The organism is Nocardia sp. NPDC088792, assembly GCF_044750615.1.
GTDB lineage: Bacteria > Actinomycetota > Actinomycetes > Mycobacteriales > Mycobacteriaceae > Nocardia.
On record NZ_JBIVKC010000006.1, the window covers coordinates 475,264 to 487,784 of the forward strand.

10 protein-coding genes are annotated in these 12,521 nt (G+C 67.9%); 7 read left to right on the plus strand and 3 right to left on the minus strand.

The window, feature by feature from the left end:
* Nucleotides 1-168 precede the first annotated feature (168 nt).
* From tuf to ACIP5Y_RS38460, 3 genes are all read left to right on the plus strand, one after another.
* Nucleotides 169-1,350, plus strand: a complete 1,182-nt coding sequence (tuf, locus tag ACIP5Y_RS38450) for an elongation factor Tu (protein ID WP_400357567.1) — start codon at nt 169-171, stop codon at nt 1,348-1,350.
* Between the two features lie 109 nt (nt 1,351-1,459).
* Nucleotides 1,460-2,419 (plus strand): purine-nucleoside phosphorylase, encoded by a 960-nt coding sequence (locus tag ACIP5Y_RS38455; RefSeq protein ID WP_400357569.1) that lies wholly within the window; start codon nt 1,460-1,462, stop codon nt 2,417-2,419.
* Nucleotides 2,420-2,473: 54 nt separating this feature from the next.
* Nucleotides 2,474-3,625 (plus strand): acyl-CoA dehydrogenase family protein, encoded by a 1,152-nt coding sequence (locus ACIP5Y_RS38460; protein ID WP_400357571.1) that lies wholly within the window; start codon nt 2,474-2,476, stop codon nt 3,623-3,625.
* Between the two features lie 24 nt (nt 3,626-3,649).
* Here ACIP5Y_RS38460 and ACIP5Y_RS38465 read toward each other — a convergent pair whose 3' ends face one another.
* Nucleotides 3,650-4,465 (minus strand): SDR family oxidoreductase, encoded by an 816-nt coding sequence (locus ACIP5Y_RS38465; protein WP_400357573.1) that lies wholly within the window; start codon nt 4,463-4,465, stop codon nt 3,650-3,652.
* 642 nt (nt 4,466-5,107) lie between these two features.
* Between ACIP5Y_RS38465 and ACIP5Y_RS38470 the strand changes: the two genes are divergently transcribed.
* On the plus strand, nt 5,108-6,079 hold the full coding sequence (locus ACIP5Y_RS38470) for an AraC family transcriptional regulator (protein ID WP_400357574.1): 972 nt from the start codon (nt 5,108-5,110) through the stop codon (nt 6,077-6,079).
* On the opposite strand, the gene ACIP5Y_RS38475 is transcribed toward ACIP5Y_RS38470, so the two are convergent.
* Both ACIP5Y_RS38475 and ACIP5Y_RS38480 read right to left on the minus strand, forming a co-directional pair.
* A complete protein-coding gene (locus ACIP5Y_RS38475) occupies nt 6,045-7,445 on the minus strand; it encodes a sensor histidine kinase (RefSeq protein WP_400357576.1) in 1,401 nt (466 codons plus the stop codon). The two genes, ACIP5Y_RS38470 and ACIP5Y_RS38475, sit on opposite strands and share 35 nt — an antisense overlap.
* On the minus strand, nt 7,442-8,104 hold the full coding sequence (locus ACIP5Y_RS38480) for a response regulator transcription factor (RefSeq protein WP_400357578.1): 663 nt from the start codon (nt 8,102-8,104) through the stop codon (nt 7,442-7,444). The genes ACIP5Y_RS38475 and ACIP5Y_RS38480 overlap by 4 nt, the downstream gene beginning before the upstream one ends.
* 74 nt (nt 8,105-8,178) lie before the next feature.
* Here ACIP5Y_RS38480 and ACIP5Y_RS38485 point away from each other — a divergent pair, with 74 nt between their 5' ends.
* From ACIP5Y_RS38485 to ACIP5Y_RS38495, 3 genes are all read left to right on the plus strand, one after another.
* Complete coding sequence (locus ACIP5Y_RS38485) at nt 8,179-10,131, plus strand: glycoside hydrolase (RefSeq protein ID WP_400357580.1); 1,953 nt, start codon at nt 8,179-8,181, stop codon at nt 10,129-10,131.
* Nucleotides 10,128-11,042 (plus strand): endonuclease/exonuclease/phosphatase family protein, encoded by a 915-nt coding sequence (locus ACIP5Y_RS38490; protein WP_400357582.1) that lies wholly within the window; start codon nt 10,128-10,130, stop codon nt 11,040-11,042. The genes ACIP5Y_RS38485 and ACIP5Y_RS38490 overlap by 4 nt, the downstream gene beginning before the upstream one ends.
* Before the next feature lie 114 nt (nt 11,043-11,156).
* Nucleotides 11,157-12,500: an ABC1 kinase family protein gene (locus ACIP5Y_RS38495; protein WP_400357584.1), complete on the plus strand. Its 1,344-nt coding sequence runs from the start codon at nt 11,157-11,159 to the stop codon at nt 12,498-12,500.
* Nucleotides 12,501-12,521: the final 21 nt, after the last annotated feature.

The window sequence follows — 12,521 nt, forward strand, 5'->3', positions numbered from 1 at the left end:
GGTGGCATCCGCAGCTGCATCTGCATCCGCATTCGACGGCGCACGAAGCTGACCTTCTCCGGGACGTCCCCGGGACCTCGGTCGGGGAAGGTGGCAAGTCGCTGAGGTCCTGGCGCTCATGCACGCATTCGTGCAGCGCGAATCATTGCTCCGGATGGAGAACTCATCATGGCCAAGCAGGCCTACGTCCGCACCAAGCCGCACCTCAACATAGGCACCATGGGTCACGTCGACCACGGCAAGACCACCCTGACCGCCGCCATCACCAAGGTGCTGGCCGAGCGGGGCGGCAGCGCCTTCGTCCCGTTCGACCGCATCGACCGGACGCCGGAGGAGATCGAGCGCGGCATCACCATCAATATCTCGCACGTCGAATACGAAACGGCCACACGGCATTACGCGCACGTCGACATGCCCGGCCACGCCGACTTCGTGAAGAACATGATCACGGGTGCGGCGCAGCTGGACGGCGCCATCCTGGTGGTCTCGGCGCACGACGGCATCATGCCGCAGACCGCCGAGCACGTGCTGCTGGCCCGGCAGGTCGGCGTCGAGCACATCGTGGTCGCGCTCAACAAGGCTGATATCCGAGACGGCGACGGCGAACTGCTGGAGCTGGTCGAGCTGGAGGTGCGGGAGCTGTTGTCCGCCAACGGATACGACGGCGACAACCTGCCGGTGGTGCCGGTCTCCGGGCTGCGCGCGCTCGAGGGCGACGAGTACTGGTCGGGGCAGTTGCTGCGGCTGCTCGACGCGATCGACGAGTACATCCCGATGCCCGTGCGCTACACCGACGCGCCGTTCCTCATGCCGGTGGAGAACGTGCTCACCATTACCGGTCGCGGCACCGTCGTGACCGGTGCGGTGGAGCGCGGCCTCGTCCGGGTGGGCGACCGGATCTCGGTGCTCGGCTACGGCGGTGAGCTGGAGTCGGTGGTGACCAGCATCGAAACCTTCGGCCGCACCATGGAATCCGCGCAGGCCGGTGACAATATCGCCATGCTGCTGCGCGGGGTGCAGCGCGGTCAGGTGCAGCGCGGGCAGGTGGTGGTGGCGCTCGGCAGCATGGCCGTGCACGCGGAGTTCACCGCGCGCGTGCACCTGCTGTCGGCGGCGCAGGGCGGGCGGCGCACGCCCATCACGACCGGTTACCGGCCGCAGTTCTACCTGCGTACGGGTGACGTGGTCGGCGATGTGGTGCTGCCCGAGGGCCGGGCGCTGCCGGGTGAGACCGTCGAGATGGCGGTCACGCTCAGCCGTCCGGTGCCGCTGGAGCCGGGCCTCGGCTTCGCCGTCCGTGAGGGCGGGCTGACCGTGGCCGCGGGCACCGTGCTCGAGGTACGGCAGTAGTTCGCCACCGCATGTCCGATGGTGCGCGCACAGGGTTCCCCGGCCCCGGGTGGATCGCTCGGGACCGGGGAACCTTTGTGCCATCCGAAGTGTCGCCTATCCTCATCGGATGACCAACCGTTGCCAGAAAGTAGCGATTGCGCTGGGAGTGGCCGCGCTGGCCCTCGCCGGCTGCTCCTCCGGATCCAAGAGCGATTCCGGCAAGATCGATGTCGGCGTCCTGGTCATCACCATGTTCGATCCGGAGAACCAGGTGTGGCTGAAGAACGAGCAGCTGCCCACCACCGTCGACGTGCCCGGCGCGTTCAAGCCCGTGCGCTGCAATGCGGACAAGCTGTGCGTGGCCGAAACCGGCCAGGGCAAGGCCAACGCCGCCACCACCATGATGGCCGTTCTCAACAGCGACAAGTTCGACTTCTCGCATGCCTACTTCCTGACCGCCGGCATTGCGGGCACCCCGCCGGAACAGGGCACCCTCGGCGGCGCCGCGCTGGCCCGCTGGGTGGTGGACTTCGACCTCGGGAACCATCTCGAACCCGCCGAGGCGCCGGGCGTGCCCTTCGGTTATCGGCCGGTCGAGGACTACAACACCGATGCCTACCAGCTCGATACGGCGTTGGTGGACAAGGCATTCGGCTGGGCGCAGGACGTGAAGCTGGCCGACAGTCCCGAGGCTGCCGCCGAACGTGCGCTCTACCCCGGCCAGGCGGGCCGCACGCCCCAGGTCATGAAGTGCGACACCATGACCGGTGACGACTTCTACTCCGGCAAGCCGCTCTCCGACACCGCCGGGTACATCATGAATCTGCGCACCAAGGGCGCGGGCACCTACTGCACGACGCAGATGGAAGACAATGCCACCGCGACAGCACTGCAGGCCCACGGCTACCTGAACCGGTACCTGTCGCTGCGCACCATGAGCAATTTCGACCAGCCGTACCCGGGCCAATCGGTGGTCGATCACCTCGACAAGACGAGCGGTGGTTTCCAGGTGGCGCTCGACAATCAGTACACCCTGGGCAAGGCGCTGGCTCAGCAGCTGCTGAAGAATCCGCCCGCGACGAACTGAGTGTGGCCGGGATTCTCTGGTCCGGGATGCGGTCGGTCCCGGACCATGGGGTCCATGGAACGTGGGCATTACGGCGACGATCACCTGGCATTCGCGGAGCTGGCACGAGGATTCGTGCGCAAAGAGGTGGCGCCGCACTACCTCGAGTTCGAGGAGGCCGGAATCGTGCCGCGCTCGGTGTTCGCGCGGGCGGGGGAGCTGGGGCTGATCGGGTTCGCGGTGCCGCCGGCGTACGGCGGGCTCGGGGTGCGCGATTTCCGGTTCAATCAGATCCTCATCGAGGAGTTCATGGCCGGCGACTGCGCCGGGGTGGGCCTGAACTTCGCGCTGCACAATGACATCTGCACGCCGTACCTGGTGAACCTGACGACCGAGGAGCAGCGGGCGCGCTGGCTGCCCGGCTTCGTCGCCGGCACGCTGATCGGCGCGATCGGCATGACCGAGCCGGGCGCCGGTTCGGATGTGGCCGGAATCCGCACGGCCGCAATCGATATGGGTGACCACTTCCTGGTGAACGGGGCCAAGACCTTCATCACCAATGGCATCAATGCCGATCTGGTCATCACCGCGGTACGCACTTCCGCGGAGCGGCATCGGGGCGTGACGCTGCTGGTACTGGAACGCGGCATGGCAGGCTTCGAACGCGGTCGCAATCTCGACAAGCTCGGCCTGCACTCGCAGGACACAGCCGAACTGAGTTTCACCGATGTGCGCGTCCCCAAGGAGAACGTCCTGGGCGAGGTCGGTCGCGGCTTCGAATACCTGATGGGCAACCTGCCCCAGGAGCGGATGCAGATCTCGGTGGCTTGCCTGGCGCGGGCTCGTGTCGCGCTGCACACCACCATCGACTACGTGCGGGAGCGAAAGGCGTTCGGGCAGGCCATCGGTGGCTTCCAGCACACCAAGTTCGCGCTCGCCGATGTCGCGACCGAGATCTCGGTGGCCGAGGCGTTCGTCGACAAGTGCGTGCTCGAACTCAATGCCGGGCGGCTCACGCCGGCGGATGCGGCCAAGGCCAAACTGTGGGCCTCCGAAATGGAGTTCCGCTGTATCGATAAGTGCCAGCAGCTGTTCGGCGGTTACGGGTATATGCGCGAATACCCCATCGCGCGGGCCGCCGCCGATGCGCGCATCACCCGCGTGTACGGCGGCACCTCCGAGATCATGCGCGAAATCATCGGCCGCGACCTGAAATTGGCGGACTGAGTTCTCGGTGCCGGAAGAGGCGTATCAGCGCTTCAAGCCGTGGGCCGCGGCGATGAGCCGTTCCATGACGGTGCGCGGCAGGATGCGCCGCACCGCGAACAGGGCCGGTGCGTTGCTGCCCACGGCATACAGCGGTTTCGGCCGCTCCGCCTCGGCGGCGGCCACGATGATGCGCGCAACCCGTTGCGGGGTGATGCCTTTCGACATCTTCGCATCGAGCGTCGCCATGAACTTCGTGAATTCCGCGGTGTGCGGCGAACCTTCGTTCAGATACTTGGTGCGCCGCTCGGCGAGCCCGGTATCGATCTGCCCCGGTTCCACGGTCGTGATCCACACCCCGAACGGGGATTCCTCGAACCGGGCCGCGGTCGCGAAGCCGCGCACGGCGGCCTTGGTGGCCACATACGACGACCGGTACGGCATAGGAAAGCTGCCCAGCATGGACCCGACCATGACGATCCGCCCGTACCCGCGCTCCCGCATACCGGGCAGCACGGCCTGGGTGAGGGTCACCGCGCCGAACACATTGAGCTGGAACAGCCTTTCGATGGCCGCGGTCGGCAGCTCGGCCAGCGGCCCCGCCTGACTTTCGCCCGCATTGTTGACGAGCACGTCGACGGCGCCGAGTTCGGCCGCGAACCGCGCGATCGAATCACCGTCGGTAAGATCCAGCGCCCGGTATTCGACGCCGTTCACCCGATCCGCCGGCACGATGGAGTCCGGGTTGCGGCTGGTCCCGATGACCTTGTGGCCCTGCGCCGCGAAGGCGGCGGCGGTAGCCTTCCCGATCCCCGACGAGGCGCCGGTCACCACTACGGTGCGAGTCGTATTGCTGCTCATGCAGCACGACGTTAGTGCGTTCGGGTGGGAATGCAGCGCACTCCCTTGCGCGTGGGGGGTTTCTCGCCGACGGCCGAGCGCACCCCCAGCCAGACGCCGATACCGAATGCGGCCGCTGCCAGCACAACAACGATCAAAATGGCAGGTGCGCTCATAGTGGGAATTCCTCGATAGCTGAAAGTCGGCTGTCCCCGATGCCGTTCCATCGTCCTGGTGGGACCCGCGTTACGTGACGAATCACGGCGCGCCGTCGCGTGGCCCCTCGCAAGTTCGCAAGCGAAATCGATGCTGACAACGGCATTCTCGTTTCTGATTTGCTGCCGGCGGCGGTGGAGAACCTTTCCCGCCGCCGCGCCGCCACGGTGATCTGCTGCGGAGCAACAGACCTGCACCCAGGAAACTCGCAGATAGCCAGCGGGCCCTCGAGTGGCCTGGGTCTGCGGAGGATTCGCAGGTGGATTCGCCCCGGTATCCGTTACGATCCGAAACACCCATTTGTGTAGGGTGGGACACACCGACCGGTCGGGGGTGATCGGTGGGATGTCGATGAGGACAGCAGGCAGTAGGCACATGTTCGACTGGGACCGATTGAGAAATACCTCCAGCGTGCACATTCTGACGCGGCTCGCGGAGGAACGAGGCATGCCGACCGCGGACTGCCTGGCCGGTACCGGCCTGCTGCCCGAGGTCATCGCCGATCCCGACGCCGCCGTCACCGCGCGGCAGGAACTCATGGTGATCCGCGCCCTGCTCACCCGATTCGGCGCCGAACCCGGCCTCGGCGTCGAGGCGGGCCGGCGTCACCACCTCTCGCTCTACGGCCCCTGGGGACTCGCCCTGCTGAGCAGCCGCACCCCGCGCGACGCCTTCGAAGTGGCGCTGCGCTACGTCGATCTGGAATTCGTCTTCGGGCGGCTGAGCCTGGCGGAATCGGGCCGGGACGCGCGCGTGGTGTTCGACGACCGCGAGGTGCCCGAAGACGTACGCCCGTTCGTCACCGAACGCGTCATGAGTGGCATGCGGGTGCTCTCCCGCGAGCTCTTCCATTCGGTGATCCCGGTGCGCCGCATAGTATTCCAGCATTCCGCGCCGGTGGATACGACGCGATTCGTGAATGTCTTCGCGATGGAGCCCGACTTCGGCGGACCCGCCAACGAAGTGGTCTTCGATCGCGAATGCCTCGATATTCCGCTACCCCAGGCCAGCGAATGGGCCCGCAAAACATGCGAACAGCTCTGCCGCGATCTGCTGTCCCGCCGCCGCGTGCTCGACGGCGTCGCGGGCACGGTACGGAACCTGCTGGTACGCAATCCCGGTGAGATCCCGGATCAGACGGCGGTCGCGGCGGATCTCTTCATGAGCTCACGCACCCTGTCGCGACGGCTCAACGAAGAGGGGACCTCCTTCCGCGCACTGCTCGACGAGGTCCGGCAGATGCTGGCCGAGGAACTGCTCGACCACACCGATATGACCACCGAACAGGTGGCGGCGCGACTCGGCTATGCGGAGGCCGCCTCCTTCATCCGGGCGTTCCGGCGCTGGAACGACTGCCCGCCGCAGGAATACCGCCTGCGCGGGATCAGGGCCGGGGCTCGGCTGCCGCAGCTGGTGTAGCGGTTGCGGCCGGGAAGCCGAGCCGGAATTCGGTACCCCGGCCGGGCGCGGAGTCCACGGTGACCTGCGCGCCGTGCGACTCGGCGACATGCGCGACGATCGCCAGACCGAGCCCGTGACCGGCGGTGGCCCGGGCGGATGCCGAGCGGTAGAAGCGGTCGAACACGTGCGGGAGATCCTCGGATGCGATGCCCGGCCCGTTGTCGCGCACGGTCAACCGGTCATCGCCCACGGTCACCGTGACCGTGGCACCGGCCGGACTGAACTTGGCGGCATTATCGAGCAGGTTGGTGACGGCCCGGGACAATGCGCGATGCACGCCCTGGACCGTCGCCGGCTCCAAATCCGTCTCGAAATCGATTGCGGGCCAATGCCTTCGGGCCGTCTCCACGCAGGACGCCACCAGGCTGTCGAGGCGCAGATCCTCGAGCGGCTCCCGGATCGCGCCGGGATCGTCGGCCCGCGCCAGGTCGATGAGATCGCCGACCAGGCCGGACAATTCCTCCGACTGCACCCGCAGCGCGGCCGCGGTCTCGGCGAGCTGCTCCGGCGCTATCCGGTCCGCCCGGCACAACAGGTCGATTTCGGTGCGCAGCACGGTGAGTGGCGTGCGCAACTCGTGTGAGGCATCGGCGATCAGCCGCTGCTGGGCGGCACGGGCTTCGCGTTCACCGGTCAGGGCCGAGTCCAGCTCGCTGAGCATGGTGTTGATGCTGACGGCCAGCCGGGCCAGCTCATCCGAACCCGTCACCGTGATCTGCTGATCGGGATCCCTGGTGCGCGCCACCCTTTCGGCGGCCTCGGTCAGCGCGGCCACGGGAGCCAGTGCGCGGCGGGCGAGTACGACGCCCACCACGGTGGCGAGCGCGGTCCCCGCGAGCGCGGCCGTCAGCAGGGCCAGGCCCATCCGCCGCAGACCGGTATCCACCGTGTCCGAGCGCTGCGCGACCTGGACCGCCCGTCCCGGCTGCAGCTGCTCGGTGTACATGCGCAGGCGGAAGCCGTCGACGGTGACATCACTGAGGAACGGGGGCGCGGAACCGGCTGCGACAGCGCGTGTTTCGGCACTCACCGGCAGGGTGGCGTCCGGCTGATCCTCGGATTCGATGGCACCGCCGGCGTTCACGACCTGTACACAGCTCGGCGCGGCCAGGTATCGGCAGGATCCGGAGAGCGTCGCGACGGACGGTTCGACGGGGAACTGCCGGACGATGCGCGTCGCCTGGCGGCGCAGCCCCAGATCCAGGGCGCTGTTCAGCTCGTGCCCGACCACGATATAGGCCGCGGTCCCCATCCCCGCCAGCGCCAATGCCATTGCGAGCACGAAGAATACGGCGATCCGCCCCCGCAGCCCGAGCCGTTTCACGCGGGCCCCAACCGGTAGCCGACCCCTCGCACGGTGTGAATGAGTGCGGGCTCGTCGTCTGCTTCGACCTTGCGTCGCAGATAGCGGATGTAGACCTCCAGCGAATTGGAGGACTGGTGTCCCCACACCCGATCGATGAGCGTCTCACGCGGCAAGGCCTGTCCGGTATTGCGCAGCAGCACTTCCAGCAGCGCGAATTCGGTTCGGCTGAGGTCGATATCGCGATACCCGCGCCGCACGGTGTGCGCGGCGGTGTCCATCACCAGATCCGCGGCGGACAGCACCGCGCCGTCCTCCGGGTAGGTGCGCCGCAGCAGTGCCCGCACCCGTGCCAGCAACTCGTCCAGATCGAACGGCTTCACCAGATAATCGTCTGCGCCCGCGTCCAGGCCCTCGATGCGATCGGCCACCGCATCGCGGGCGGTGAGCATGAGAATCGGCGTGCGGTCCCCGCGGCCGCGCAGCGTGCGGCAGGCGGTGAGACCGTCCATGAACGGCATGGCCACATCCAGCACCAGTGCCTCCGGCTGCCATTTGGCAACCTCGATGAGTGCGGTCGCACCGTCGCCGACGCCCCGGGTTTCGTAGCCCTCTGCCGTCAGGGCCCGGACCAGGGCATCCCGGACCGCGGCTTCGTCCTCGACCACCAATACACGCACCACACGGATGATACGGACGACGGCACCTGGGATTTCTCATCGAGCTTTCATGTCGGGCCGTCACGGTGGCAGCCATGAGACAGCGCAGACAACACCGGGCCGCCGCCGTGCTGGCCGTTCTCTCGGTGACGACGGCGGGCCTCGCGGCCTGCGGACACGACACCGGAACGACCGCGGTCCGGATTGCCGGCGATCGTGTGGTTATCCCCATCGGGAGCGGGACGGCGCAGATCGACACCACCTCGCTCGCGGTCACCGCGGACGCGGCCGGGCAGCGGTACGAGTTGTCGGCGGCCGCGGTGGATGCCCTCGGTGCCGCCGGGCCGGTGCAGATCGACGGCGGCCGGGCCCGCTGGTCCTATCCCGCGCACGGGCTGACCGTCACCGCGACCACCGCGGAGGGGCGGCTACGGGTCACCGTGCAGAGCGATCGCGACGGAAAGCTGGTGTGGCCGGTCACCGGTGGCGACCCCGCGGCCGCGGCACTGCAGATCCCGCGGGGCGAGGGACTCTCGATGCCGGTGCGCGACGCGTTCTGGAACGGCCCGGACACCGGTCTGGTCGGTGAGCCGCTCTCGCTCACTTCGGGATTGACCATGCCGTTCTGGGGTTACACGCTGGGCGGGCGCGGGGTGGCCTATGCGGTCCCCACCGATATCGGCAGCAGCCTCACCGTGAACTCGGCCGGCGGCCGCCTGCTGGCCAGTGGCGCACACGATTTCGCGCCGCAGGACGGGACCGGCAACTACACGGTGAGCTTCGCGCTGACCGACGATTCACCGGTCGCCGCGGCTCGCGACTACCGCGCCCAGCTCATCGAGGAGGGCCAATTCCGTTCGCTGCGTGACAAGATCGCCGCGAACCCGCGGATCGGCCGCCTGCTCGGGGCGTTCCACGCCTACCTGTGGGGCGACGGCCGCGACCCCGACACGGTGCGCAAACTGCACGATCTCGGCGTGAGCCGCATGTGGCTGGGCTACGACTCCGACGACCGGCCCATGTCCGCCGCAGCCGTCAAGGCTGCCCAAGACGCGGGATACCTTGCGGGCCCCTACGATTCGTACGACAACGCCCAGGACCCGGCCACGGCCGACAATCCCGGCTCGCGCTGGCCCGGCACGCTGTGGCCGGACGGCTGCGTCCACCACGCCGACGGCACCCCCGAGACCGGTTTCGGTGGTCGCGGTTGCTATCTGAGTTCCCAGGTCCTGCAGCAGGATCCGCAGCTCTACCATGACCGCTACGCCCAGGTGACCGCCAATGGCGCGGACAGCTACTTCCTGGATGTCGATGCCGCGGGTGAGTTCTACACCGACCACAGCCCCGGCCATCCGATGACCGAGCAGCAGGACCGCGACAACCGGCTGACCCGGATGCGCTGGCTGGCCGACGATCGCAAGACGGTGCTGGGTTCGGAGGCGGCGGGCAGCTGGGCCGCACCCGTGCTCGCCTTCGATCACGGTGCCCAGAACCCGATTTCGGATCGGCTGTGGAAGTTCGAGCGGGACAAGCAGGTGTGGGGTGCGTACTACCCGGCCGGCGCGCCGCGCGCCTTCTTCCAGCCCGTGGATCTGCCCCCGGACCTGGCCGAGGCCATGTTCGATCCGGCGTATCGGGTGCCCTTGTACGAGACGGTGCTGCACGATTCACTGGTCAATGCCGATCGCTGGGAACTGTCGTATTACAAACTGCCGCAACAGCAGACGATGCGCGCGCTCACCGCGATCCTCAATCAGACGCCACTGAATTTCGCGCTGGATCGCGCCACCATCGACGCACACGGAGCTGAGATCGCCCGTCTGCAACAGTTCTTCGCACCGCTGCACGAGCGGACGGGCACGCTGCCCATGACCGACTTTCGCTGGCTGACCGGAGATCATCTCGTGCAACGCACCGTCTTCGGTGATGGCGACCTGACAGTGACGGCCAACTTCGGCACCCGCGAATACAACGGTCTGCCCGGCGGTTGTGTCGATGCCCAGCTGAAGGGCGATGCGGCCCCGCGGCGATTGTGCCCCGCGCAATGAGGACGCGCACGGTCATGTTCGGGCTCGGGTCGGTACTGCTCACGGTGCTGCTGATCGGGCACGAGTGGGTGCCCGATGTTTACGGCCTCGGCGTTGCCGTCGATACCGCAGCCCCTTGGCTGGTCCTAGCGGCTCCGGCGCTCGCATTGACAGCACTGCTGTGCCGCTGCCCGGCCGGTGCGGCGGTCACTCTCGCGCCGGTTCTGGTGTGGGCCTACATGTTCGGATCCTGGTGGGCCCCGGAGGCGCGTGCCATCGCGAGCCCGCCGGGCGCCGAGCTGCGGGTGGTTACGCAGAATCTGTTCGCACAGAACAGTTCTCCCACCGCCACGGCACGCGCCCTGGTGGCCACCGACGCCGATCTGGTCGCGGTGCAGGAGCTCGCCGCGGGGGACCGTGTACCGGTGCAAGAGGTTCTGGACGCGGCCTATCCGTACCGCGAGGAGATCGGCACCGTGGCCCTGTGGAGTCGATACCCGACCTCCGGCACCACGGCCGCCGATGTCGGGCTCGAGTGGCACCGCGGGCTGCGCACCCATATCGCCACGCCGCAGGGCGATGTCGTGATGTATGTCGTCCACCTGCCGTCGATCCGGCCGGGCGACACCGCTACTCGCGATCACGGCCTCGAAGTGCTGTCCCGTGCCCTGGCGGCCGAGCGCGCCGAGCGCGTGATGGTGGCGGGCGATTTCAACACGCCCGCGACGGACCGGCACTGGCCGGGCTTCGCCCCGGGCTACACGGAAGTCCAGCCCGCCGGGCCGGGCTTCACTTGGCCGGCAGCGTTCCCGCTGGCTCGCCTGGACCACATTCTGACCCGTGGCCTGAACCCGGTCGGCGCGTCCGTCCATCGCTTTCCGGGCCCCGACCACCGGGCCGTAGCGGCCACGATCGCGCTACCGCGCCAATGACGCTACGACCGTGGTGACCTGCATGTGATCGACCTGCCCGGAAATCTCTCGTAAACTGTCTGGGACGGGAGTGCTGCAGATCACAGCGTCTCGCGCGGCGGAAGGAACGGCAACGTGGCCGGACTCAGGAGAAAAGGCATCACCCGCATGGCGAAGGTGGCGAGGATCCCCGCCACCCTCATGGCCCAGCGCGTGGCCGCCACCGGAAAGATCCTCTTGGCAGGCGCCGAACGCGGCACCGTCACCGACGAGATGCTCGACAATGCCGCCGAACAGGTCTTCGCGGTCCTGGGTGAACTCAAGGGCGGCGCCATGAAACTCGGCCAGGCGCTCAGCGTCGCCGAGGCCGGGGTGCCACCGCGCTTCGCGGACCACTTCCGCGATGCGCTGACCCGTTTGCAGCAGGAAGCCCCGCCCATGCCGGTGGCCGACACCCACCGCATGCTGGACCTGCAACTGGGCACCGGCTGGCGTAAACGCTTCACCCGCTTCGACGATCGCCCCGTGGCCGCGGCCAGTATCGGCCAGGTGCACCGCGCGGTCTGGCACGACGGCCGCGAGGTGGCGGTCAAGGTGCAGTATCCGGAGGCCGAGGAATCGCTGCGCGCGGATCTCGAGATGCTGCAAATGGTTTCGGGTGCGTTCAACACGCTCCTGGCCGGTACCAATGCCCGCCAGCTCATCGAGGAATTCCTGGCGCGCACCGAGGACGAGCTCGACTATCGCATCGAGGCGGCGTATCAGCGGCGCTTCGCCAAGGTCTTCGCCGGGGACGCGCAGTTCTTCGTCCCGCGCGTGGTCGCGGCCGCGCCCAAGGTGATGGTCACCGAATGGATGGACGGCACGCCGCTGTCCCGCATCATCGCCGATGGGTCTCGCGCCGAACGTAATCGGGCCGCGCTGCTGCTGGCCGAGTTCGCGCTCTGCTCACCCGCGCGCGTCGGCTGCCTGCACAGCGACCCGCATCCCGGTAACTTCCAGCTCCGGCCCGACAATCGGCTCGGCGTCATCGATTTCGGCGCCTGCACCGAGACGCCGCACGGAATCCCGCGTGCCGTAGGGAGATTGGCGCGCTGTGCCATGGCCGTGGATTACCCGGGCATGGAGGCGGTTCTGCGCGAGGAGGGTTTCGTCAAGCCCGGCGCTGCGATCGATATGGCCCCCATCCAGCGGCGCATCGAACCGGTGGTGGCGCGGATAGACGGCGCGAACTTCCATTTCACCCGGGCTTTTCTGCAGGAAGCGGTGGCCCGCTCGCTGGATCCGGAGAACATCTCGCTCACCAATGCCCGCGCCATGAAGGCGCCGGCGGATCAACCCGAGTACGCCATGTTCACCCGGGTCTTCGGCGGCATCATCGGCATATGCGCCCAGCTGGACGCCGAGGGGCCCTTCCTGGATCTGGTGTCGAAGTGGGTCCCCGGGTTCGCGGGCCCGCAGGATCGGCAGGTGTGCTGACGGCGCGAAAAAAGGGGTTGG

What these genes read in the sequence shown, in the direction of transcription:
- ACIP5Y_RS38465 (WP_400357573.1), bottom strand. Translation starts at nt 4,465, where the DNA reads ATGAGCAGCAATACGACTCGCACCGTAGTGGTGACCGGCGCCTCGTCG.
- ACIP5Y_RS38455 (WP_400357569.1), top strand. Translation starts at nt 1,460, where the DNA reads ATGACCAACCGTTGCCAGAAAGTAGCGATTGCGCTGGGAGTGGCCGCG.
- ACIP5Y_RS38490 (WP_400357582.1), top strand. Translation starts at nt 10,128, where the DNA reads ATGAGGACGCGCACGGTCATGTTCGGGCTCGGGTCGGTACTGCTCACG.
- tuf (WP_400357567.1), top strand. Translation starts at nt 169, where the DNA reads ATGGCCAAGCAGGCCTACGTCCGCACCAAGCCGCACCTCAACATAGGC.
- ACIP5Y_RS38460 (WP_400357571.1), top strand. Translation starts at nt 2,474, where the DNA reads ATGGAACGTGGGCATTACGGCGACGATCACCTGGCATTCGCGGAGCTG.
- ACIP5Y_RS38485 (WP_400357580.1), top strand. Translation starts at nt 8,179, where the DNA reads ATGAGACAGCGCAGACAACACCGGGCCGCCGCCGTGCTGGCCGTTCTC.
- ACIP5Y_RS38470 (WP_400357574.1), top strand. Translation starts at nt 5,108, where the DNA reads ATGCCGACCGCGGACTGCCTGGCCGGTACCGGCCTGCTGCCCGAGGTC.